This is a genomic window from Calothrix sp. NIES-3974, from assembly GCF_002368395.1.
Taxonomy (GTDB): Bacteria; Cyanobacteriota; Cyanobacteriia; order Cyanobacteriales; family Nostocaceae; genus NIES-3974.
In genome coordinates, this window is sequence record NZ_AP018254.1 from 4758610 (window position 1) to 4783436 (window position 24827).

The following is a 24827-nucleotide window of genomic DNA, read 5'->3' on the forward strand; positions in this document are numbered from 1 at the left end:
AACCCTGCGGGTATAGCGCCTTCATGCTAGAGCTTTTCCTGACTAGAGCTACTACTACCAACCCCTCAGAAATTATGTATGTGGTGAAGTACTAGTCTTCGACAACACCGCGCGTACTCGAAGGATAATCCAAAATCCAAAATTATTTACCGATGCAAATAGTAACCCCATATTCGGTACAATAGAGAGTCTGCGCTTCCTCATCAGACTGCTATGTTAAATCCTAATCTGGATGAAGTCCAACTCACAAAAGACGATTACGAACGTTACTCCCGACATCTAATTTTGCCAGAAGTCGGGCTAGAAGGGCAAAAACGTTTAAAAGCTGCCAGCGTATTATGTATTGGTACGGGTGGACTCGGTTCTCCTTTGTTACTGTATCTTGCGGCTGCGGGTATCGGACGTATCGGTATTGTCGATTTTGATGTAGTTGATAGTTCCAACCTGCAACGCCAAATAATTCACGGTACTTCCTGGGTGGGTAAACCGAAAATTGCCTCAGCTAAACACCGGATTTTAGAAATCAATCCCTTTTGTCAAGTTGATTTGTATGAAACCCGGATTAGTTCAGAAAATGCCCTCTCCATCATGGAACCTTACGATGTGATTGTTGATGGTACGGATAACTTTCCCACCCGCTATTTAACTAATGATGCTTGTGTATTGCTGGGCAAACCCAACGTCTACGGTTCTATTTTCCGGTTTGAAGGACAAGCAACGGTCTTTAATTACCAAGATGGCCCCAATTACCGCGATTTGTATCCAGAACCACCACCACCAGGAATGGTTCCATCCTGTGCGGAAGGCGGTGTCCTAGGGGTACTGTGCGGCATTATTGGCAGTATTCAAGCAACAGAAACGATTAAAATTATTCTTGGCAGCAAAACCACTTTAAGTGGACGATTGTTACTGTATAATGCCCTAGAAATGAAATTCCGGGAATTAAAACTACGTCCTAACCCGGAACGTCCCGTCATTGAAAAACTCATAGATTACGAACAGTTTTGCGGTATACCCCAAGCTAAAGCACAGGAGGCAAAACAGCAGATGGATATTCCGGAAATGACCGTCACTGAACTCAAACAGCTACTGGATAGTGATGCCAAGGATTATGTCTTAATTGATGTACGTAATCCCCACGAGTATGAAATTGCCAGAATACCCGGTGCGGTTTTGGTTCCTTTAGGGGATATCGAAGCCGGACACGGTGTGGAAAAAGTCCGCGAGTTAGTTAATGGTAATCGTTTAATTGCCCATTGTAAAATGGGTGGACGTTCTGCCAAGGCCTTAGGTATCCTCAAGGCTGCTGGAATTGAAGGTATCAATGTGAAGGGTGGAATTAATGCTTGGAGTCAAGAAGTAGACCCCACCGTCCCCACCTATTAATCCTGTGTTCTCCAATCCCTCAAGCTTGGAGGGAGTGGGGAATAGGGAATCGGGAGTGGGGAATGGAAATGAACTACAGCAGTCCGAGGGGGATTTTTGAAATCTTACATTTAGGGTTGTTAAGGGTTGACAGTCACCAGTTAACCGTCAACGGCACGCTATTTTTCACAACTTAAATTTGCTTCCCCTACTCCCCCTGCTCCCGAAAGCTCCCCGTCAGGTATGAACTCCAAAGTAAAATGGTATAAGCAGTACATATAGGCTACTTCCTGCTCCCCCCTTACTCAAAGACTTTTTCCGCAGACCCTAGTTTATGACTTATGTCTCAATCAATTATTTGGGTACATGGTGACTGCTTAAGTCCCCAGAATCCTGCATTAGTGGAATATCCTGATACCCCCACAATTTGGGTTTGGGATCAAAATTTACTGGCGGAATGGAAAATTAGTTTCAAGCGAATTTTGTTCATTTACGAATGCTTGCTGGAATTACCTGTTGTTATCCGTCGCGGTGATGTTGTCCAAGAGCTAATTACCTTTGCTCAGGAAAATAATGCCGATAAAATTGTGACGGTCAATAGTCCTAGTCCTCGTTTTGAAGAGATTTGTGGACAATTGGAAAAGTCTTGGGAACTGGAAGTGTTTGAGGTTGAACCATTTTTTGATTACGATGGTTTTATCGATTTGAAAAGGTTCTCTCGTTATTGGAAAGTAGCGGAGAAGTATGTTTTTGATTAAGCATGTTGGTTATAAGTCGGTGGGTGGCGAAAATTGTTGTTCAGATTAGGGAGTACAGACGACCCGTCGGGTTTTCTGTACAGGGAGAGACGCGATATATCGCGTCTCTACGCCGAATCATTGGTTACATTGTGTTTTATGTTTAATTACACCTACCTACTTACTTTGCGCGCTGATATATTTCTGGTTTGTTTTGTAGACTAGTGACAGGGGAAAGGTATTCTTCCAGGTATCTTTATCTTCTGTCGATAGATTACTCACCACGGGGATATAGAAATTTTTTTTGCTACATCTGCCTCTTGACTCCTGTATTTCGCTACATTTGCTTGTAAAATCAAATTGTTAAGTTTTATCACCAATTCCAGTACACCTTTACAACTGTTGGTGCTTTGGAAAGGTTCAGAAGTTGATTCAAAAGTGTCTGACTGTTGATTATTCTCTGTGACGGAACCAAAAGCTAATAGACGTAAGGTGTTGTGGACTTGGTATGTGAGTTCGTCAGTTGTATTCATACAGCTGTAATTAGAAAACCGGTCAAGAGAGGACTTAAGAACATGGCATTTACACAGCCTGCTTTACCCTTCGCAATGGATGCACTCGAACCTTACGGTATGAAAGCCGAAACGTTTGAGTATCACTACGGTAAGCACCATAAAGCATATGTAGACAACCTCAACAAGCTGACCGATGGGACAGACCTAGCGGATAAGTCGCTGGAAGAGGTAATTCAAATTTCTTTTCAAGATTCTGCCAAAACTGGTATTTTCAATAATGCTGCACAGGTTTGGAACCACTCCTTTTTCTGGAATTGCTTGAAACCCGGTGGTGGTGGTAAGCCTTCTGGAGATTTAGCTGCAAGAATTGACAAAGATTTTGGTAGTTTTGATAAGTTTAAGGAAGAATTTGCCAACGCCGCAGCTACCCAATTTGGTAGTGGTTGGGCTTGGTTGGTAGACGATGGTGGTACTCTGAAAGTCATGAAAACCCCTAATGCGGAAAACCCGCTCGTACATGGGAAAAAAGCACTGTTGACCCTTGATGTTTGGGAACATGCTTATTACATTGACTTCAGAAATGCTCGTCCTGCCTTTATTCAAAACTTCTTGGATAAGTTGGTTAACTGGGACTTCGTGGCTCAAAATCTCGCTGCGTAGTGGATTTTGGTGAGGGAGTAGTTCGTAGTCAGTATTTATACTGGGCTATGCTTTAACAGAAAATAGCTAAGTATTACTGTTACATTTACGTTCTACCTACATCGGAGGCGTAGCATAGCTACGTCTTTCTAATTATGCTTTGCATGGTGATATGGTTTCCTTTTATTTTTTGACGGTTGACAAGTGATTTAAGGGTTAGCCGTCTCAAGGAAGATTTCATGAACGTGGAAAGTATTACAGACTGGAAAAAATTAGCTTGATATACATGTATGAATAGTGAAGATATTGCCAAATACATTGAACACACTGACGGTATTTCTAAACCTTGGTTGTTAGTGCAATTGCGGTTAAAGAAATTACAGGAAAGACGCGATCGCATTTCTCATCAGGAGTATGTACAGGAGTTGGAGGATATCCACGGTGATTTAATGAAATTGGGGGAATGGTGGAAAGGTCGAGAAAAGGAAGTATTTTAAGTTGCTGATGTTCCATTAACAGGCTAAAACAAAGGTTAGTCAAATATGTTTTAGTTATGTATGGAATCTCTATCTAATTTTCCCAGCGAATCTGAATTAATAACTGCTGCCTATATTTCCACAGCCCTAAACTTGACTGTAAAATCCCTCTTGGTTTTAGGTGCGATCGCTGTTTTTCAACACCTGAGTAATTTCACTCGTTTTTGCTTGTTAGTCGGTAGCATTTTACTATTTTTTTCCAATGTTGCCACCTCTGCGATCGCCCATGTATTTCTCGTCAGAGTTTTTCCTCCTGCTCAATATGCTTTATTTGTAACTGTGACTGGATTTATTAGCTCTTGCGGTTTTTTGATGTTTGCTATCGGCTTTTATCAACTGTCCAAAAAGTTTGTTCGTCTGAAATTACATTTTTCCAGGGAGTAGCCGACTTGTACTGCTGACACCAGAATCCATGAAAAAAATATTTTCTTCCCCTGCTTCCCCTACCTAACCCGACCCATCAAAATAGATTTTAAACCCTGTCCAGCTTGAGAATTGTTGTTCTTAGTTGCGATTATGAGATTGCTACTCTGCAAGAAGTTGCTGCGCGTCTACCTCTTGTCGCAATGACGAAAACTCCAGTTTTTGATTTATGGACGAGGTTTAATTTTTAATCCCCGTTGCTGCAATACCGCGAATAAACTGTCGTTGTCCAATTAAAAACAAAATCACCACGGGAACAGTGGCAATTGTTACGGCTGCCATCATCAATGGCCAATTACTGGTAAACTGTTCTTGGAATTCAGCCAAGGCTAATTGAACGGTGCGTAGTTCGGGTCGAGTGGTAAACACTAGCGGTTTAAAAACATCATTCCACTCACCGATAAAGGTAAATAAAAATAATGTCACCAAAGCTGGACGTGCTAAAGGTAACATTATCTGCCAGAGAATTTGCAGACGATTTGCTCCATCGAGGGCTGCGGCTTCCTCTAGTTCAACGGGAATGGTTTGGAAAAATTGTCGCAGGAGGAAAATGCCAAAACCGTTGACGGCTGTCGGTAAAATCAAGGCTCCATAGGTGTTAATTAAATTACCCCATCTCAATACCAAAAAAATGGGGATAACCAGTAGCTGGAAAGGAATCACTAGGGTGGCTAACACAATTAATAGTAAAGCCTGTCGTCCGCGAAATTGCATTCTTGCCAAGGCATAACCAGCCAAGGCAGAAGTAACAATTTGTAGTCCGGTGACAGCGATCGCCACGAAAGTAGAATTGGCAAAAGCAAGTAAAAATTTTCCCCGCTCCCAAGCCTCCCGATAATTTGCCAGTGTCCACTGCTGATGCGCAATTGTCCCTGGATTTGTCAGGGTTGGTGAAAAAGAAGTCATCACCACAATCACTAATGGTAGTAAAATTAACCCTGCAAACAGTAGTAAAACTAGGATTAAAAGAGATTGGAGCAATTTTGGCATGGGGAGCTTATTTATAACATGGTCGCTTGTTAAGTTAAATTAAAACATAGTGTCAAAAAAACCATCGGAACAATTGTGCCTCAAGTTGATTGTAAATCACTATCGGCACAATGCACATTGAGAATGCGGGTGTTGGCTGCCCTGCATTTATAAATTAAATCAATTGTTGACATTAAAAGCTACTAAATTTATCAGGAGAAAACAAAACCATGCAGCAAGTTGCAACCCAAACTCAACTTGATTATCACAGCGAAACTTATAAAGATGCGTACAGTCGCATTAATGCAATTGTGATTGAAGGTGAACAAGAAGCTCATGACAATTACATCCGGTTAGCCGAGATGTTACCCGAAAGTGCGGAAGAATTGGTTCGTTTGTCGAAAATGGAAAAGCGACATCAAAAGGGATTTGAAGCTTGTGGACGGAATCTGCAAGTGACTCCCGACATGGAATTTGCCAAAGAGTTCTTCCACGGTTTACATCAAAACTTCCAAACAGCTGCTGCATCCGGGAAAGTCGTCACCTGTTTGCTGATTCAATCATTAATTATTGAATGTTTTGCGATCGCAGCTTACAACATTTATATCCCCGTTGCTGATGATTTTGCCCGTAAAATTACTGAAGGGGTTGTTAAAGATGAATACATGCATTTGAACTTTGGCGAAGTTTGGCTCAAGGAACACTTTGAAGAGTCGAAGGCGGAATTAGAAACTGCTAACGCCGAAAATTTACCCTTGGTCTGGAGTATGCTGAATCAAGTTGCTGCCGATGCCAGTATTTTAGCAATGGAAAAAGACGCATTAGTAGAAGACTTTATGATTCAATATGGAGAAGCATTGAGTAATATCGGCTTCAATACCCGTGAAATTATGCGCCTTTCCGCCTACGGACTGCGAGCTGCGTAATTTCCTCACCGAGTCCATCTTGGCAGGGAAGCAGTAGTTAATTGCAAGTAAACAGTGGTCAGGTAAATCTCAAACTGATGACTGTTTACTGAATTACGAAGTCAAAAATTCCCGTTCTGTTTTTCAACTAAAATCATCACATATACAAACGGGATACGCGAAGTATAAAGCCTCTGGCTGATCGCAATTCTCCCATCCATAATCAATAATAGGCCTATCCACATCGTTCATGTTTGGTTTAATCGGACATCTGACAAGTTTAGAACACGCGCAAAGTGTAGCACGCGATTTGGGATACCCTGAATACGCCGACCAAGGGTTAGACTTTTGGTGTAGTGCCCCACCGCAAATCGTTGACAATATCAAAGTTACTAGTATTACCGGACAAACCATTGAAGGGCGATACGTAGAATCATGCTTTTTGCCAGAAATGCTGGCGACCCGACGAATTAAGGCCGCAACTCGCAAAATCCTCAACGCCATGGCCCATGCTCAAAAACATGGCATTGACATTACGGCCCTGGGTGGTTTTTCGTCAATTATTTTTGAGAATTTTAAACTCGAACAATTTCCCCAAGTGCGGAATATTCAACTGGAATTTGAAAAATTTACCACGGGGAATACCCATACCGCCTATATAATTTGTCGCCAGGTGGAACAAGCATCAGCCCAAGTTGGTATTAATTTGGCTGATGCAACGGTTGCGATTTGCGGAGCGACGGGGGATATTGGTAGTGCTGTTTGCCGTTGGTTAGATGCTTGTACCGATGTCAAAGATTTACTGTTGATTGCCCGTAATCAAGAACGTCTGACCGAACTGCAAGCGGAATTAGGACGGGGTAAGATTATGGATTTAGAATCTGCCTTACCGGAAGCTGATATTATCGTTTGGGTGGCGAGTATGCCCAAGGGTGTGGAAATTGATCCGAGTAGACTCAAGCAGCCTTGTTTACTAATTGACGGGGGATATCCGAAAAACCTGGCCACCAAAATCCAGCATCCAGGATTACATGTTCTCAATGGTGGAATTGTGGAACATTCCTTGGATATAGACTGGAAAATCATGCATATTGTCAATATGAACGTTCCCGCTCGTCAATTGTTTGCATGTTTTGCAGAATCCATGCTTTTGGAGTTCGAGAAGTTGTATACTAACTTTTCCTGGGGACGAAATCAGATTACTGTAGAAAAGATGGAATATATAGGTCGTTTATCTGTTAAACATGGATTTCGACCGTTGTTAATTTAGTCTTTGCAGACCACTTTTGGTTTTTGGGGAGTAATCTAACTAGGCGGGTTCTTGTCTAGTTGACAAGGCGAAATTAACGAGAGCATTCTTCAACCCGACCCTAGAATTCACGCTTCTCAAGGAGCGTGGAGGATGTCAATCTAAGTGATTATTCTCTCCATGCTAGTCTCCCATGTCGGTACAGCCATCTCTACTAGAGAACGTGTGTACGCGGCAAAACGATGACTGTTCCCTTACCTATTCCCTACTCCCTACTCCCTATTTAGATGCTCAGTCATAACTAAATCTTCCCTTTTTGATTTACCATCCTCCCCACCCAATTCCATATCAAGAATCACAAAATATGGCAACTACCGAGCGAAAACCATTACTGTTAGACTTTGAAAAGCCATTAGCAGAACTGACCGCGCGCATTGAGCAAATTCGGCAACTTGCAGATGAAAATAACGTCGATGTTTCTGGTCAAATTCGGCAACTAGAAGCCAGGGCGATGCAACTACGTGAGGAAATTTTTAGCAGTTTAACACCATCCCAGCGATTGCAGGTAGCCCGACACCCGCGTCGTCCTAGTACTTTAGATTACATTCAATCCATCAGTGATGAATGGTTTGAGTTACACGGCGATCGCGGTGGTCATGATGACCCGGCGATGGTTGCTGGTGTTGGTCGTGTAGGTGGTCAACCCGTCGTCATGTTAGGACAGCAGAAGGGACGGGATACCAAAGATAATATCGCCCGCAATTTTGGGATGGCTTACCCCAGTGGCTATCGCAAAGCTTTGCGGCTGATGGAACATGCCAATCGCTTCGGAATGCCTATTTTAACATTTATCGATACACCTGCCGCTTGGGCTGGTGTGGAAGCTGAACACCAGGGACAAGGGGAAGCGATCGCCTATAATTTGCGCGAAATGTTTAGCTTTGATGTGCCAATTATTTGTACAGTGATTGGTGAAGGTGGTTCCGGTGGAGCCTTGGGAATCGGTGTTGGCGATCGCCTGTTAATGTTTGAACATTCAGTTTATTCCGTTGCACCTCCAGAAGCCTGTGCGGCAATTTTGTGGAAAGATGCCAGTAAAGCCCCCCAAGCTGCGATCGCGCTGAAAATGGTCTCCCACGATTTGAAAAAATTGGGTATCATCGACCAAATTTTACCCGAACCCATCGGTGGCGCTCACTCCGACCCCCTCAAGTCTGCTGCCACCCTCAAACAGGCTTTGCTGGAAAATATTGAAGAACTCCAACAATTAACTCCCCAGGAACGACGTAACCTACGCTACGAAAAATTCCGCAAAATTGGCGCTTTCACGGAAATTAGCGCCTAAATCGGGATTTGATGCTTTCGGGAAATCAAAATGTTATAATTGCCTATGAACTTAAAGATTTTTAACAATCGACTAATGTTTCATAGGCATTTGTATTATGGGCAAACTGATACTACCTGCAAGACCAATGTGGGAAGGGTAAAGATATACAGTACCCCTCAAAATCGTGGAGTCCGGTTATCTTCGGTACACAATCAGCAACAACAACGAATTTTGCCTCATGAACCAATGCCTACAACATTAGGCCAATATTACAAACGTGAGCTTAAATGCCAATTTAAATCATTGACTCTAGTCATCGATGGCAATTTTGATGTCAGATGAATTGACATCGGTTAAATTTCCCCTGTCATCATCCCCATGGGTTGCATGTATTTTTGCTGTTGACCTTTGCAGCTATTGCACTGTGAACAACTGCACCAAAATTACTGAAGGATTAATCACGTAATGAGTGGTCAAAAAAAACAACGTGCTTTGATTACCGGAGCCAGTAGTGGAATTGGTAAAGCTACAGTTCTTGCCTTTGCGAAAGCAGGTGTAGATGTAGCCCTAATCAGCCGTTCTCTTGACAAGTTAGAACCCGTCGCTGATGCCGCTAGGCATGTGGGAGTGGAAGCAAAATCCTATACACTTGATTTAAGTGAAGTTACGCAAATACCAGCCAAAATCAGCGAGGTATTAGCAGACTTTGGAGAGATTGATATTCTCGTCAATAATGCCGGAATTGGATACACCGGGATGTTACGAGATACACCCCTCAAGGATTGGCAACGGGTGATCGATTTGAACCTAACTAGCGTATTTCAGACGACCCTAGCAATATTACCAGGAATGCGCGATCGCGGTCGGGGAACCATCATTAATGTCTCCTCCATCGCGGGTAAGCAAGCATTTGCCAACTGGGGGGCATACTGCGTCAGCAAAGCCGGACTAATGGCATTTTCCCAAACATTAGCCCAAGAAGAAAGACCCCACGGAATCCGCGTCACCGCCATCTGTCCAGGTGCAGTCAACACGGAAATTTGGGACACGGACACAGTTGAAGCCAATTTTGACCGTACTCGTATGTTAACTCCAGAAGTTGTAGCCGAATCAATCCTCTATGCAGCCCTCTTACCACCATTAGCAGTCATTGATGAGTTAACAATTATGCCCAGTGCCGGAGTTCTCTAGACAACAAACTTGATTTTGCCCAGCAAAAATCCTAAATTCGCCCAAATTTGCCCAAATTTATCATATCCAATCCATAAACAATCAGTATGAACTTCATCACCACGAACCAGTTTTTGGATTTCAATTTGGTCAAAAATAAAGGATGAATTCCAGATTTCTATTAACCGCGACCATTTACTAAACCCCAGACAAGCATTACGCCCAAACTCGGTTTTTCCATCAATTTCAGCAGTAAATCCTCAATAAACATTCACTATGACTATTGCGCGTTCCAACGGCTCCAAATCACCACTTATCACCGATTTAGAAGAAGCAATTCGTCCCGACCGCAACAAAAATAACGGTCGAGATGCAGAATTCCATCCCCCATCACCAGAAATGATGGAAAAAATGCAGGATGCGGTCAGAAATATATTAATAGGTGTTGGAGAAGACCCCGAACGGGAAGGTTTATTAAAAACCCCCAAACGGGTAGCCGAAGCAATGCGCTTCCTCACCAGTGGTTACAGTCAATCCCTCGAACAACTCGTCAACGGAGCAATTTTTGACGAGGGACACAACGAGATGGTACTAGTTCGCGACATAGATTTCTTTAGTCTTTGCGAACACCACATGTTACCCTTCATGGGTAAAGCTCACGTTGCTTATATTCCCAACCAAAAAGTCGTCGGATTGAGTAAACTCGCTCGCATTGTGGAAATGTATTCCCGACGCTTACAAGTCCAAGAACGCTTAACCAGACAAGTAGCCGAAGCAATCCAAGAAATCCTCGAACCCCAAGGGGTAGCGGTTGTCATGGAAGGAATTCACATGTGTATGGCCATGCGCGGTGTTCAAAAACCCGGTTCCTGGACTGTCACCAGCGCGATGCTAGGTGTCTTCCAAGAAGAACAAAAAACCCGCGAAGAGTTCTTTAACTTGATCCGTCACCAACCTGCGTTTATGTAATCACCTGACGGGTTGATGATTGTTGACAGTTGACGGATGACTGATCAAAAATTCAGGTCAGCAGTTGGGTTTTGATTGTATTTATTCAGAGGATGTTTTAAAAGTCGATTTTAATACTTAACAAGCTCGCTTTTTGGAGCAGGGAGAAGGGAATCGGTAGTTCATAACGAAAAATATACCGTTTGAGCCTATTCCTGTATTTCTCACGAGTGAGTGATAAGGGTTGGTCATGGGTTGTTTTTCCTGCTACTCCCGTACAGACGCGATATATTGCGTCTCTCCCCACTCCCTATTCCCTGAAGCTTTTAGGGGTTTGTGAGAAATCCGGGTATTGACCGTCTTCAAGAAGTGGTTGATAAAGTATTTATTGACACTTGACAAACATCCTCTCAGGAAGGTTGGGGAACCACTACATTGCGCGGGTTCCCCGTGTTGCAATTAATCCAAAATCTAAAATCCAAAATGCTTTCTACTCCCTACTCCCCCAACTGATTGCAATCGCACAAACAACTGCTTGACTTTTTCTAAATCCTTATTTCCCGGTGAAATTTCCACCCCACTGGATAAATCAATCCCATCTGCATGGGTGATTTTAATTGCTTCAACCACATTATCAGGGTTGATTCCCCCAGCTAACCACCAGGGACGACCAGGTTGAAAATCGGCTAAAAGTTCCCAATCTAATATTTTTCCCGTTCCTCCTAATTGCTGGGGATGGTATGCATCTAATAGAAAAGTATCCACATAATTTTGATATTGAGTAGTTAGTTGTAAATCAGCAGCACTGCGAATGCGTAAAGCTTTAATAATTTTGATATTTGCTTTGATATCTATGAATTTACTTGCAAGTTGCTGACAGAATTCCGGTGATTCATCCCCATGTAATTGTACACCCGTCAGCTTTCCAGTTTGAACTGCTGTGTAAATTGTGGCAATATCTGTATTCGCAAAAACACCAATTTTCTCTACATTGGTGGGAATTTGTTCAACAATCGAGCCAATTACTGAGGGTGAGATATAGCGAGGAGAGCTAGGAACACAAATAAATCCTAAAGCTGTTGCACCTAGTTTACTAATAACTACACCCTGATCGGGTTTAGTGATTCCGCAAATTTTTATTTGCAGGGGAATTGGCGATTTTGTCATCATTGTCACAGTAAATTCTATTTTTCTGATTAAATTCGGGTTTTTCTGTGGAAAATTCTATAATCTTTGTGGTTTAAGCAAAAATTTTGAGGAGTCAAATAACCCCATGAAAACCCTGTTGATGACTGCATCTGTTCCTACTACTCTAGAATGGAACCCAGGTGTGGCGATTGTGATTGGTATTTGCTGCATTCTGACTTTAGTTGTGACACTTCAAATTAATAGACCAATGGTTGGGCCAAAATTTCCCCTACTACCGATGAGTATACCTGCTTTTGTTGCAGCAATGTGTTTGGGTCATATTGTTGGTGTGGGTGTGATTTTAGGATTGGCAAATCTCGGTCGGTTTTGATTTGATTTAATTTGAACTGGATGGTGCATTTACCTCAATGATGAATTTAAAACCAGGTGTTGTATAAGGTTGTTGACTGTTAGCAGTTAACAGTTAACAACCTGATAAAATAATTGGACGATGAAAATGTATTTTAGCTTACCAGTATCTTCCCCAAATTTCCCGATTTTCACCAATCCCCGACTTTACCCATGAGTTGGGGATTGATTTTGTTTACGACTACACATAAAGTTTAAAGTTTATTTACACAATCTCTGCATATTATGGGACTTAGCACCCGTTTAAAAAAAAAACGAGGATTGATAGATAATAATATGCAATACACTAATGGCATCGGTAGACATGCTGGGAATCTGCGGTGGATAGGTATTTTCCCTGTGGGTGGGTTCATCTTTTTACTATTACTAATTTTTCTTCGCCCTTTTACAATTGTGAACGCGGGTGAAAGGGGAGTGGTCATGCGTTTTGGGAAGGTTGAGGACAGAATTTTAGGAGAAGGTATTCATCCAATTTTACCAATTGTCACTTCTGTAAAAACCCTGAATGTTCGAGTTCAGCAAAATAGTTTTAAGGCAGATGCAGCCTCGAAAGACTTACAAAAAATTAGTACTGAATTAGCGATTAATTGGCACATTGAACCGACAAAGGCGAACCAGATTTATCAACAGATAGGAGATGAAAATCAAATTGTTCGGGGAATTATGACTCCGGCTGTTTCGGAAGTATTAAAAGCTGCAACTGCGAAGAAAACTGCGGAGGAAATTATCACCAAACGCACTGAATTAAAGCAAGAAATTGATACAGCTTTGAAGACAAGATTAGCTGCTTACAATGTGATTATTGATGATGTTTCCCTTGTAGATTTTGCCTTTTCGCCGGAATTTAGTAAGGCGATTGAATCAAAACAAATTGCTGAACAGGAAGCAAAACAAGCCGAGTTTATTGCTCAAAAAGCTACTCAGGAAGCTCAAGCGGAGGTAAACCGAGCTAAGGGACAAGCGGAAGCACAAAGGCTACAAAGGGAAACGTTAACACCGGAATTATTACGGAAGCAAGCTATTGAAAAGTGGGATGGACGTTTTCCGACGGTGATGACTGGTGGTGGTTCTTTACCGATGATTAATATTAATCCACAGGATTTATCGGAGCGAAATCGTAATTAGGGGTTGGTAGAGACCTAGCGATGCTACGTCTCTACAATGATTTTGGTTTGAATACAAAATGTAAAACGTAAATAATTATAATCCATACCCAAATTCAGCAACACCCAGGATTTTTATCTATTAGAGGTTTCACAGTATCAATTCTGTATCTTGTTTGGTAATTTTTCCCTGATTTTTATTCTAATCTGTAAAGGCGAGGAATTAGATATAGGAGAGTAGACTAGATGTAAAGCTAACACCAAAAGTGATGCAAGTGGCTTTTTTCTGCTTCCTACTCCCCTGATATCTTGCAGCTTGGTTATTATTTTTTGCCTGTTTGTACTAGTTAATAATTAAAGATGATGATGAAAGTGAAAATCAGGGTTCGTGGTACAGTTCAAGGGGTAGGATTTCGTCCGACAGTATATCGTTTAGCAAAAAATTATGGGTTAGTTGGTGATGTTTGTAACGATGGTGAAGGTGTGTTAATTCGGGTTGGAGGTAGTGAAAAATCCATTACCGAATTTATGCAAAAATTACGAACGGAATCTCCACCCTTAGCACAAATTAATGAATTAGTCTGTCAACCCGATGAAGGCGAATTTAAATTTAATGATTTTGTGATTTCCCCCAGTATTAATAGTCAAATTTCCACGGAAATAGCTGCCGATGCTGCTACTTGTCCCCAGTGTCAGCAAGAGATTTTTGACCCCTATAGCCGCTACTACCGCTATCCTTTTACTAACTGTACCCACTGTGGTCCCCGTCTGAGTATTGTTCGCGCTATTCCCTACGACCGAAATAACACTAGTATGGGTGTTTTTCCTATGTGTGGTGAGTGTGCCAAGGAATACCAACAGATTGATAATCGTCGCTTTCATGCTCAGGCGATCGCATGTCATGTGTGTGGTCCAAAGGCTTGGTTGGAGCGTAGTGATGGTAAACCTGTGACTGCTTCCATGTTTTCGATGCTGGATGATGTGGATGCGGTTTGTACGTTATTACAAAGGGGTGAGATTGTTGCCATTAAAGGAATAGGCGGATTTCACTTAGCATGTGATGCGACTAATAATACTGCGGTGGCAACTCTGCGTCAACGCAAGCAAAGATATGATAAACCCTTGGCTTTAATGGCACGGGATAGGTTTATAATTGAGCAATATTGTGATGTTAATGACCAGGAGAAAGAGTTATTAGAAAGTCCCGCAGCACCGATAGTATTGTTACGAATAAAAGCTGTAATGGGGACGGAGATAAATGGGAACAAGAATTTAAATCGTCCTATTTCTCAGCTAGTTGCTCCTAGACAAAATACCCTTGGTTTCATGCTACCCTATACCCCCCTTCATCATCTGATTTGTAAACGCATGGATCGACCAATTGTATTTACTAGTGGGAATATTTCTGACGAACCACAATGTATCGATAATGAAGTGGCAAAAGATAAGTTAGGTCAGATTGCTGATTATTTTCTACTACACAATCGAGATATTGTAAATCGGGTTGATGATTCGGTTGTCCGAGTGGTTGATCAGGAGGTACAAGTTCTGCGTCGTGGGAGGGGATATGCACCAGCACCAATTAATTTACCTCCAGGTTTTGACAAGGCTCCTCCTGTATTAGCAATGGGAGGTGAGTTAAAAAATACCTTTTGTTTATTGACAGCTAGACAAGCGATTTTATCTCAATATTTAGGGGATTTAGCAAATAAAAATGTGTTTGCTAGTTATCAAGATACTTTGAATTTATATTTACATTTATTTGCTCATCAACCAGAGGTAATTGCCCTAGACAAACACCCAGAATATTTATCAACTAAGTTAGGCATAGAATTGGCTATAGGCAATCAAATTCAAGTGGTGGAAACTCAACATCATCATGCCCATATCGTAGCTTGTATGGTAGAAAATGGCTTACCTTTGGATACACAACCCGTCCTAGGGATTGCCTTAGATGGGTTGGGTTATGGTGCAGATAATACATTTTGGGGAGGGGAATTTTTGTTGGCAGATTACTGTCAGTTTACCCGACTGGCAACATTAAAACCTGTACCCATGATAGGAGGCAAACAGGCTATTTATCAACCTTGGCGAAATACCTACGCTCAATTAGTTTCTGCATTTAATTGGGAAGAATTAAGAGGGAAATACGCCGATTTAGAAATTTTTCAATTTCTGGAGCAAAAACCCTTACATGTCCTTTCACGGATGATTGAGCAAAATCTTAACTCTCCCCTTGCATCTTCTACGGGACGCTTATTTGATGCAGTAGCAGCAGCTATCGGTATTTGTCGAGAAGAATCTAGCTATGAAGGACAAGCTGCGATGGAAATGGAAGCTGTATGTGATACCAATAACTTAAATAATTATCAAGAAATTATTAGCTATCCTTTTGATGTGCAGATTTTAGATACTATTGATTGTATAGATCCACGTCCGATGTGGGAGGCATTACTCAACGACTTACAGGTAAAAACATCACCAGCAATGATAGCAGCTAAATTCCACAAAGGTTTAGCAGACACCATTGTCAAAATGGTAATCCGTCTTCGTCAACAAAACTTCATTAAGTATGTTGTACTCACAGGTGGTGTATTTCAAAATAAAATCCTTTTACAACAAGTTAAAACCCAGTTAGAAGCAATACAGATACAGGTACTAACCCATCACCTAGTTCCCAGTAATGATGGTGGTTTATCTCTGGGACAAGCTGCGATCGCAGCTGCAAGAGTCATCAAATCATAACTTTATTTATTCACTTATACTTGCATCAATAAATACCTGTCGCTTGTTTAATTTTCCAGAAGTTAGTATCCCAAATTTCATTCATATCGCGATTAGCATTGATTAATAATAATTATCTCAAACTAGGTAAAAAATGGAATCAACGAAATCATTCCTACCTCTATCTTCTTAAATTACGAATTACGTAGGCGTAGTCTTGCTGTAGGTTATTACGTAGCTTGCTTCCCGCGTAGCGGGTATTACGAATTAGTATAAGTTGATTTCCCCACTACTCCCTATTCCCTGAAAGAGGAAAATAAATCATGTGTTTAGGAATTCCAGGTCAAATAGTAGAAATCAGCGATACCAATCATCAATTAGCGATTGTCAATGTCGGTGGTGTGAAACGTCAGGTAAATATTACTTGTATTGTGGATGAGGAACATCCACCGGAGTCTTGTGTTGGGGATTGGGTATTAGTTCATGTTGGCTTTGCAATGAATCGCATTAATGAAGAAGAAGCCGCAGAAACATTACAGTTATTAACAGAAATGGCAGAGTTAATGGTTGATTATTAACTTCCACTATTATCTCAAAAATCCTAAAACTTTCAGGAATCAGGGAGTAGAAAATAATCGAGGGGTTACTCAATGCTGATAACTTACTCGCTGAAAATTCAGGGGAAAACAATGAAATACGTAGATGAATTTCGTGATACTTACAAAGGAGAAGCTTTACTGTGGCAAATAGAAAAGCTTTGTCATATTATCGGTAAGCCTCTAAAAATTATGGAAGTATGTGGTGGTCATACCCATGCAATTTTTAAATATGGGATTGAAGAAGTTTTACCACCATCAATTGAATTAATTCATGGTCCCGGTTGTCCAGTGTGTGTGATGACGAAAGGAAGGATTGATGATGCAATTGCGATCGCAGAATATCCTGATGTGATTCTGACGACTTTTGGTGACACAATGCGGGTTCCTGGTTCCAGCAAAAGTTTACTACAGGCAAAAGCTGAAGGAGCAGACATTCGGATGGTTTATTCCCCCCTAGATAGTCTGAAAATCGCCCAGGAAAATCCCACTAAGGAAGTAGTGTTTTTTGGGATTGGATTTGAAACAACTGCTCCTAGCACGGCTTTGACAATTCTCCAAGCAGCAGGTGAGAATCTCAAAAATTTTAGTATGTTTGCAAATCATGTCCTAGTAATACCAGCATTAAAAGCATTACTAGAAAACCCCGATTTACAGCTAGATGGATTTGTTGGGCCTGGTCATGTTAGTATGGTAATTGGAACAAAACCTTACCAATTCATACCTCAAGATTACCATAAACCGATAGTAATTTCCGGATTTGAACCTTTAGATATTCTCCAATCAATTTGGATGTTATTACGACAATTTGTAGATGGTCGCTGTGAGGTAGAAAATCAATATAATCGCTTAGTTAAACCAGAGGGAAATACTATCGCTCTCAAGGCAATTAATCAAGTTTTTATTGAACGAGAAACCTTTGCATGGCGAGGTTTAGGAGATATCCCCCATTCTGGGTTAAAAATTCGTCCCGAATATGCTTTATTTGATGCTGAAGTTAAATTTGTAATTCCCAATCGAACTGTTGCTGACCATAAAGCTTGTCAATGTGGAGAAATTCTCAAAGGAGTATTAAAACCTTGGCAATGTAAAGTTTTTGGTACAGCTTGCACACCAGAAACACCAATTGGTAGCTGTATGGTTTCCTCCGAGGGTGCTTGTGCTGCTTATTACAAGTACGGTCGTCTCCCTCTTGTTGAAAAACAAAATTCATCTAAAAAACCCTAAGTGCATATAGCCTTTCCCAAGCGACTGAGGTACATCTAAAATTCTCTAGCTTTGATCAAAATACAAGCAGAATTACAATCGTACCTCACCAGACCGGGAACCGATATAAGATCAATTCATAATTCGTAATTATGAATCAAGTTAAGGGTAATCTAAATTTAATAATTATCCAATCTTCTATTGTCATCCTAGCCTGTCTTTTCTGACAAGATGCGAAACCACAGGATATTTTGATATTTTATTTTCTAGAAGTTCCTAAACACCACCAGAAACAGCACTACATATACCTGGATTTTGAGGGAGTAAGTTGTAAGCCTTGAGTAAGGGATTGATTTTCCTTCTACACCCTACGGGTACAAGCAGCGTTGTCGTAGACTAGAAGCGTAGCGTCTACACTACTCCTGTCACGGACTATTCCCTGCGAGTTTTAGGGTTTTGTGAGAAATGCAGGATATAGATAGAAGTAGAGGAATTCAACCCTTTTAAATGTTTAAATTACCTAGTTGCAGCTTTCCCTTAGACCAAGACGAATTACGAATTATGTAGCTTGCTTCCCGGGTAGCGGGTATTACAAATTACGAATTAACTTCATATCTGGTATCACGTAAATATGCAAATTCCCACAAATAACTCATCATCAGATTCTCGATTGATTAAAAAAGCAAAAGTGAGGGACACCCATATTACCCTTGCACATGGTAGTGGTGGGAAAGCAATGCGGGATTTAATAGATGATATTTTTGTAAGTAATTTTGATAATCCAATTCTCTCCCTCCTAGAAGACCAAGCTAGTTTAAATTTAGCGAGTTTGATGGAATATGGAAATCGACTTGCTTTTACGACTGATTCCTATGTGGTAGATCCCCTATTTTTCCCTGGAGGTGACATTGGTAAGTTAGCTGTTAATGGTACTATTAACGACTTAGCTGTTAGTGGTGCAAAGCCTTTATACCTGAGTTGTAGTGTAATTTTAGAGGAAGGATTAGCGGTAGACACTTTACGTCGAGTTGCTGAAAGTATGCAGGTTGCTGCAAATCAAGCAGGAGTCATAATAGTTACAGGTGACACAAAAGTTGTGCATCGTGGTGCAGCAGATCAATTATTTATTAATACTACGGGGATTGGTGTGATTCCTGGAGGTATTAATTGTGCTGCGCAGAATATTCAACTGGGAGATGTGGTGATTATAAATGGTGAGTTGGGTAATCATGGGACAGCAATTTTAATTGCGAGGGGTGAATTAGCCTTAGAAACTAATATTGAAAGTGACTGTCAACCCCTGCATAGTTTAGTAGAAACTATTCTGGATATTTGTCCAGAAATTCATGCAATGCGGGATGTAACTAGAGGTGGTTTAGCAACAGTTTTAAATGAATTTGCAGTCAGTGCAAATGTGGGAATTCGTCTGGATGAACAATATATTCCCATCCGGGAAGAGGTGAAAGGGGTCTGTGAAATTTTGGGTTTAGACCCCTTATATTTGGCGAATGAAGGGAAGTTAGTATTATTTGTAGGACAGGAATATGGGGAGGAAATTTTAACAGCGATGAAGTCCCATCCTGCGGGGAAAGATGCTTGTATCATTGGTGAGGTGGTTGCAAACCCCAGGGGAGTGGTGTTTTTAAAAAGTATTTTTGGTGCGGAGAGAATTGTGGATATGTTGGTGGGTGAGCAGTTACCGAGAATTTGTTGATTTTGTCTGATTTTTAGAGGATATTTAAGTAGAGACGCGACATGTCGCGTCTCTAAGGGAATCGGTAGTCATATTTGAAATTCATTAAGTGATAAAATCATCCTGCATTACCATTTCATGAAATTATTATCATAAATAAATTAAATTGATAGATTTTCGATAAAATTTCAAGATGTTTGTGCATTTTATCAAATTATATTTCTTCTCTAGGGATAAGAGTTTGTCATTACGTTTTTTACTCTGTTTCTTGTTGCCGATTTATTACTTTAAACTGTGAATTAAGCATCATAAGTATGACATTAAACTCATATTTGATTTCTGAAAAACTCCGTAGACTTAAAAAGTGTTTTTTTCTGTTTCCTACTCCCTACTCATACAGATAATTTACCCATTGTCAACTATAAAAAAAATCATGATTTTATGCATGAATTAGGGATTACACAAAACATTGTGGCGATTGTCGCAGAACATGCGCAACAAGCCAAGGTTAAGCGAGTCGTACTGGAAATTGGTCAACTTTCGGCAATTATGCCGGATGCAATTCGTTTTTGTTTTGATATATGTTCCCAGGGTACGGTTTTAGCAGCAGCAAAGTTAGAAATTAGGGAAATTCCTGGTTTAGGAAAATGTCGTGTGTGTGGTGGAGAATTTAACCTAGATATACATTTTGGTGTTTGTCAATGTGGTAGTAGAGAGATAGATGTTATTGCTGGTGAAGAACTGAAAATTAAGGAAATTGAGGTAGAGGAAATATGTGTGTAACTTGTGGCTGTAGTGATGAGGGAAATGCACAAATTGCTAATCTAGAAAATGGTAAAGTTTTAGCTGTTAATAACCATGACCATGACCATAAACATCATACCCATACTTTAGCGGATGGTACTGTAATTACCCATTCCCACTCCCATAATCATGACCATCATGAAGTCAGCCATATTCATGCCAAAATTCATGGTACCACTATTACTTTAGAGCAAGATATTTTAGCAAAAAATAATCTGATAGCAGCCCAAAATCGGGGTTGGTTGAAAGGCAGAAATATCCTGGCTTTGAATTTGATGAGTTCTCCTGGTGCGGGAAAGACGACTTTGTTAACTCGGACAATTCAAGATTTAAAAAATCAATTGTCTATCAGTGTAATTGAAGGAGACCAAGAGACAATTAATGATGCTAAAAAAATTCAAGAGACAGGTTGTCGAGTTGTGCAAATTAACACTGGTACTGGCTGTCATTTAGATGCATCAATGGTGGAAAAGGGGTTAGAAGAATTGAATCCACCGATGAATTCGGTGGTGATGATTGAAAATGTTGGTAATTTAGTTTGTCCGGCTTTATTTGATTTAGGAGAGCGACTCAAAGTCGTAATTCTTTCTGTTACAGAAGGGGATGATAAGCCGATTAAATACCCCCATATGTTTCGCGCTTGTGAGGTGATGATTCTTACAAAAATTGATTTGCTACCCTATGTACAATTTGATGTGGAACGTTGTTTAGAATATGCTCGACAGGTAAATCCCAATATCAAGATTTTTCAAGTTTCTTCCCTAACTGGTAGCGGATTAGGGGAATGGTATGAGTGGTTAAAAAATTGTGAGTAATTAGTATTCGACTACATAAGTTTTGAGGGGTTTGCAGTGGTGGCTTTAGCCTCGAAAAAGTTTTAGTATAAAGCGTTATACCCCCAGGGTTGTCGTAGACTAGCGCCACTACGTTCCTTTTCTTATCAATCAAAATTAATCTGGTTGAGGGTGTTTATTCAAATTAATCCCGATTAGGGATAAAAAGCTTTGATTGCTCGGTAAAAGAGTAATCTGATCATTGTATTGGATGTATGACCTTCAGCAATCGATGGACTCATTCTGAGTGATGGATTTTGCGATCGCTACTCTTCGAGAACGCTCTGCGTACGCTGCACTCGCTGCGGACAAAATATGTTTTTACATAGACAAAATATGTTTTTACATATTTGGGATGCTCTCCGGCGAAATAATACCAACTTGCAAATTAATTGACAGTTAACATTCATCTTATCTGTCAACTGTCAACAATTCGATGGGAGTTTACATCACTTTTGCTCCGGTAGCAATTAAACGACGGAATAAGGCTTCTGACCACCCTGTTTCCCGTAATACCGCAGAAGATGAGACTTCAATATAGGCTTGTTCAATAAAAGCTAAATCAATCATGCAAATGCGACCGAGTGCATCCTTGAGTTCTTCGCTTTGACCGTCATTCCTGAGACGCTTACCAACTTCATGAACAACGGTGGCCATTGCTGGGACTACGTGTTGGGGTCCAATACCAATTCGGACATGAACTAGACCTATTTTCCAACGACGGTCAGCGTATGCATCACCCCAGTTGTCCATACCAGTAAACATTTCCTGGAACCACTGAATAAAAGTTTCCCGGAGACGATGAATACGTCCTTCTCCATTGTTGAGGATGGCATTCATTTCCTCGTCCCGTTGTAAATAATTATAAAAATGGTCTGCCATTTCCGGTGCGACTTTAAATCCCCATTCGGATTGCGATCGCAATAATTGTTTATCTTCTTCCGTCAATCCAGCACGCTGAATTAAGGTTTTTAAAAATGCATGTGGTTCCAAAGCCATTACGAACTCCTGAGTTGACGAATTTCTAAATTCGGAATGAAAGTTATAAGTTATAATTAATCAATAGAATTTTTCCAGGGAAAAATTAGTCGCGACAAAATCACGACAACATGTGTCAGCGAAAGTCAGCAATCCAAATATCAGAGTACGGATTGTTTTTGATGATTTGGTAACTGACTACCCCAACAAAGGGGCTAATCTGGACACAATTCGCTTCACTTCTAAAAACAAAATTCCCTGTTTCACGTTCTCATTGGCTAATACCAGCAGAACCGCATCACTACCACAACCCACCAAGACTGCATAGCCTTTTTCACCTTCTACCACAATCCGTTCAACTACTCCCCGTGCTAGTTCACTGGCAATTCTTTCACCCAAGGAGAGAATGGATGCAGACATGGCCGCAGTTCGCTCCTCATCCATTCCCGCAGATAAAACCGAAACTAATGCTAAACCATCAGGACTAACTAAAGCTGCTCCTTGAACATCAGCAGAACCACTGACGAAGGTTTGTAATTCCTGCTGTAACATTGAGAAATTAATCATACTGTTTTCCTTAATTCTTCTGAGTTCATCTGTTTTAACAAAAACCATTGTTGTCGAAGCCAAACCGTCCCCATCCACGGTCAACGATTCCACCGATTCGGATTCCGTGGTTGGAGGTCGGGTAGGTGCTACGAATGTTGATTGCTCAACTTCTGACAACTCCGTTATTTCTGCTGACTCAGAGGTTTTTTGTGTCAACCTCTTGGTAATTAGCTGGATAATTTTACCCAGAGTCATGGTAGTCGCCTAATTATTCTATTAAATTTGGGTATTCTTGAACACTTCCATTTTGATACTTTTTTGGGAAAACTAAATAAAACTTAGATGGATTAGGTAAAGAAGAGAATAAGAATTGTTTATGTAAGTCAAATTAGCTACATTTGCCCAAATGACTGGATGCTCGAACAATTGTTCATCTCGGGGTCTACATCAGCAGCTAATTGTTCAACCAGATTCATCAGAGCGGGAATGATGGATTGGGGTTGGGTGGGATTAATCTGAATAATGGGGGGATAATTGTTGTTGGGGTCTAAACCTAGAGCGATCGCAATATCTTCTGCTTCCCAAGCATCAGCAAAATCGGTGTGGGTTAAACCGATCAAGTGGGGGATACTTACCCGTTGGTTGAGGAAATGGAGGATTTTGCGGTCAAAGCGTAAATGTTCGGGACGGTGGGCATTAACCAGTAAAATATAAGCGTGGGCTTTTTGGATAAGAATGTCCCACATAAAATCGAAGCGAACTTGTCCCGGTGTTCCGTAGAGATGCAATGATTGTTGATCCGCAATGGTCAATCGACCAAAATCTAAAGCCACCGTCGTACTATCTTTGATATCTGCCATTTCATCGGTAGCACGTTTATCGGTGTCTACCACATCAATTTCGCTGATAGTACGAATGAGGGTAGTTTTTCCCGCACCTACGCTTCCTGTGACGACAATTCGCAGGATTTCCATTAAGTTTTGCTCCTTAAAAATCCAACTAGGTTTTGCAAAAATGCACTACTGATGGTGAGCGATCGCGAATTTTGGCTTTTTCTTGCTGCTAAACTAGCACTAATGGAACGGTCTTGCAGTTCGGAGGATGGGGGTACAAAGGGAACTTCTTCCACTAAACCCGCTAACATCAACCGAAAAGCGGTTTGTTGTATGATAGCGATTGGTTGGTTAAGTTGGGATGCGATCGCGGTTAAGGTTGCACTACCATTGGCGAATTCCCATACCTGCCATTCCAAGGGATGCAGATGTAATTGGGAGTTTGCTGGAGCAATGGTTTCAATTGCGGAGTTTTTGTCGGGTAAAGCATCTGCCAAAGCTGACCAATTTTTTAACACCCGTAATACCATTAAAGCAACTTCAATGGCTCTGATACTTAATCCAGTCATTTCGTTGAGCGGTAATTCGGCTTTAGCGTCAAATTGAAACACACCCTGTTGGGTTTCAAATAATTTTCGTACCTGCTGCAATTGGCTGGCAAATAGTAAATTTAAGTCTTCACTACTCAACACCCCTTGTGTTTTTAATTGTAAACCCAAAGGTAAAAGCTTGCTAGAGGAATTGGGCGAATTTTGGAGAATATTTTTGATAATTTTTTCGTTGACTAAACCCCGCTTATTCATTTTTTCCAACAAGCCATGATGATTTAATTTATTGGCTACTGCTACCAATTGTCCTTGACGAAACCAAATATAATAATACTCCGACTTGGAACCGAGAACTTTAATGTTTGGTAAAGTACAAACTGTTAAGCATCCCGACTTTTTACCCCTGTCAATCAACTGAAATAGTTCCGCTAAGGAAAAATCTGCAAAAGAACTAGAAAGAGCCATATTTGATCCATTTAATTTAAGTGAAGTAATTTAGATAATCATCAAAACGATTTTGGATTACCCTAGCCTACTGTGCTATGCACAGAGAAATCGGAGAATGGTTACGCATAGCTTTATCAGAGAGTATGGATTTTACGGAAATGTGTTGGAGTCGG

Annotated in this window: 24 protein-coding genes; 18 read left to right on the forward strand and 6 right to left on the reverse strand. The window is 40.9% G+C overall.

The window, feature by feature from the left end; translation table 11 throughout:
- Positions 1-213 precede the first annotated feature (213 nt).
- The 5 genes from moeB (at position 214) to CDC37_RS19175 (ending at position 4176) form a co-directional block, all read left to right on the forward strand.
- On the forward strand, positions 214-1386 hold the full coding sequence (gene moeB / locus CDC37_RS19150; protein ID WP_096624179.1) for a molybdopterin-synthase adenylyltransferase MoeB: 1173 nt from the start codon (positions 214-216) through the stop codon (positions 1384-1386).
- A 320-nt stretch (positions 1387-1706) separates the two neighbouring features.
- The gene (locus CDC37_RS19155) at positions 1707-2123 is read left to right on the forward strand and encodes a hypothetical protein (RefSeq protein ID WP_096624182.1); all 417 of its coding nucleotides are present in this window, start codon (positions 1707-1709) and stop codon (positions 2121-2123) included.
- 554 nt (positions 2124-2677) lie between these two features.
- Complete coding sequence (locus tag CDC37_RS19165; RefSeq protein WP_096624186.1) at positions 2678-3277, forward strand: superoxide dismutase; 600 nt, start codon at positions 2678-2680, stop codon at positions 3275-3277.
- A 269-nt stretch (positions 3278-3546) separates the two neighbouring features.
- Positions 3547-3753, forward strand: a complete 207-nt coding sequence (locus tag CDC37_RS19170) for a hypothetical protein (protein ID WP_096624189.1) — start codon at positions 3547-3549, stop codon at positions 3751-3753.
- 60 nt (positions 3754-3813) lie between these two features.
- Complete coding sequence (locus CDC37_RS19175; protein ID WP_096624191.1) at positions 3814-4176, forward strand: hypothetical protein; 363 nt, start codon at positions 3814-3816, stop codon at positions 4174-4176.
- A gap of 219 nt (positions 4177-4395) precedes the next feature.
- On the opposite strand, the gene CDC37_RS19180 is transcribed toward CDC37_RS19175, so the two are convergent.
- The gene (locus tag CDC37_RS19180) at positions 4396-5205 is read right to left on the reverse strand and encodes a carbohydrate ABC transporter permease (RefSeq protein WP_096624193.1); all 810 of its coding nucleotides are present in this window, start codon (positions 5203-5205) and stop codon (positions 4396-4398) included.
- 209 nt (positions 5206-5414) lie between these two features.
- Between CDC37_RS19180 and CDC37_RS19185 the strand changes: the two genes are divergently transcribed.
- From CDC37_RS19185 to folE, 5 genes are all read left to right on the forward strand, one after another.
- Positions 5415-6110 (forward strand): aldehyde oxygenase (deformylating), encoded by a 696-nt coding sequence (locus tag CDC37_RS19185; protein ID WP_096624195.1) that lies wholly within the window; start codon positions 5415-5417, stop codon positions 6108-6110.
- 229 nt (positions 6111-6339) lie between these two features.
- Positions 6340-7359, forward strand: a complete 1020-nt coding sequence (locus CDC37_RS19190; RefSeq protein WP_096624197.1) for a long-chain acyl-[acyl-carrier-protein] reductase — start codon at positions 6340-6342, stop codon at positions 7357-7359.
- A gap of 343 nt (positions 7360-7702) precedes the next feature.
- Entirely contained in the window at positions 7703-8683 is a 981-nt protein-coding gene (locus CDC37_RS19195; RefSeq protein WP_096624199.1) for an acetyl-CoA carboxylase carboxyltransferase subunit alpha, read from the forward strand.
- 447 nt (positions 8684-9130) lie between these two features.
- Positions 9131-9856, forward strand: a complete 726-nt coding sequence (locus CDC37_RS19200; RefSeq protein ID WP_096624201.1) for an SDR family oxidoreductase — start codon at positions 9131-9133, stop codon at positions 9854-9856.
- A 255-nt stretch (positions 9857-10111) separates the two neighbouring features.
- Positions 10112-10804 carry a GTP cyclohydrolase I FolE gene (gene folE, locus CDC37_RS19205; RefSeq protein WP_096624203.1) on the forward strand — a complete coding sequence of 231 codons (693 nt, stop codon included), beginning with the start codon at positions 10112-10114 and terminating at the stop codon, positions 10802-10804.
- A gap of 450 nt (positions 10805-11254) precedes the next feature.
- On the opposite strand, the gene CDC37_RS19210 is transcribed toward folE, so the two are convergent.
- Positions 11255-11929: a phosphoribosylanthranilate isomerase gene (locus tag CDC37_RS19210; RefSeq protein WP_096626408.1), complete on the reverse strand. Its 675-nt coding sequence runs from the start codon at positions 11927-11929 to the stop codon at positions 11255-11257.
- 127 nt (positions 11930-12056) lie between these two features.
- Between CDC37_RS19210 and psaK the strand changes: the two genes are divergently transcribed.
- From psaK to hypB, 8 genes are all read left to right on the forward strand, one after another.
- Positions 12057-12302, forward strand: coding sequence for a photosystem I reaction center subunit PsaK (gene psaK / locus CDC37_RS19215; RefSeq protein ID WP_096624205.1), 246 nt, complete (start codon positions 12057-12059; stop codon positions 12300-12302).
- Positions 12303-12616: 314 nt separating this feature from the next.
- Positions 12617-13465: a prohibitin family protein gene (locus CDC37_RS19220; RefSeq protein WP_096626410.1), complete on the forward strand. Its 849-nt coding sequence runs from the start codon at positions 12617-12619 to the stop codon at positions 13463-13465.
- A 341-nt stretch (positions 13466-13806) separates the two neighbouring features.
- Positions 13807-16188 carry a carbamoyltransferase HypF gene (gene hypF, locus CDC37_RS19225; protein ID WP_096626412.1) on the forward strand — a complete coding sequence of 794 codons (2382 nt, stop codon included), beginning with the start codon at positions 13807-13809 and terminating at the stop codon, positions 16186-16188.
- 302 nt (positions 16189-16490) lie between these two features.
- Positions 16491-16745: a HypC/HybG/HupF family hydrogenase formation chaperone gene (locus CDC37_RS19230; protein ID WP_096624207.1), complete on the forward strand. Its 255-nt coding sequence runs from the start codon at positions 16491-16493 to the stop codon at positions 16743-16745.
- A 111-nt stretch (positions 16746-16856) separates the two neighbouring features.
- Positions 16857-17990 (forward strand): hydrogenase formation protein HypD, encoded by a 1134-nt coding sequence (gene hypD / locus CDC37_RS19235; RefSeq protein ID WP_096624209.1) that lies wholly within the window; start codon positions 16857-16859, stop codon positions 17988-17990.
- A gap of 610 nt (positions 17991-18600) precedes the next feature.
- A complete protein-coding gene (gene hypE / locus CDC37_RS19240) occupies positions 18601-19683 on the forward strand; it encodes a hydrogenase expression/formation protein HypE (RefSeq protein ID WP_096624211.1) in 1083 nt (360 codons plus the stop codon).
- A gap of 420 nt (positions 19684-20103) precedes the next feature.
- Complete coding sequence (gene hypA, locus CDC37_RS19245; RefSeq protein ID WP_096624213.1) at positions 20104-20445, forward strand: hydrogenase maturation nickel metallochaperone HypA; 342 nt, start codon at positions 20104-20106, stop codon at positions 20443-20445.
- A complete protein-coding gene (gene hypB / locus CDC37_RS19250; protein WP_096624215.1) occupies positions 20436-21281 on the forward strand; it encodes a hydrogenase nickel incorporation protein HypB in 846 nt (281 codons plus the stop codon). The genes hypA and hypB overlap by 10 nt, the downstream gene beginning before the upstream one ends.
- 462 nt (positions 21282-21743) lie before the next feature.
- Here hypB and CDC37_RS19255 read toward each other — a convergent pair whose 3' ends face one another.
- From CDC37_RS19255 to CDC37_RS19270, 4 genes are all read right to left on the reverse strand, one after another.
- Positions 21744-22298 carry a protoglobin domain-containing protein gene (locus CDC37_RS19255; RefSeq protein ID WP_096624217.1) on the reverse strand — a complete coding sequence of 185 codons (555 nt, stop codon included), beginning with the start codon at positions 22296-22298 and terminating at the stop codon, positions 21744-21746.
- Between the two features lie 177 nt (positions 22299-22475).
- A complete protein-coding gene (locus CDC37_RS25320; RefSeq protein WP_096624219.1) occupies positions 22476-23081 on the reverse strand; it encodes a roadblock/LC7 domain-containing protein in 606 nt (201 codons plus the stop codon).
- A gap of 137 nt (positions 23082-23218) precedes the next feature.
- A complete protein-coding gene (locus tag CDC37_RS19265; protein WP_096624221.1) occupies positions 23219-23800 on the reverse strand; it encodes a GTP-binding protein in 582 nt (193 codons plus the stop codon).
- Positions 23800-24672, reverse strand: coding sequence for a DUF4388 domain-containing protein (locus CDC37_RS19270; protein ID WP_096624223.1), 873 nt, complete (start codon positions 24670-24672; stop codon positions 23800-23802). Before CDC37_RS19270 ends, CDC37_RS19265 begins: the two co-directional genes overlap by 1 nt.
- Positions 24673-24827 lie beyond the last annotated feature (155 nt).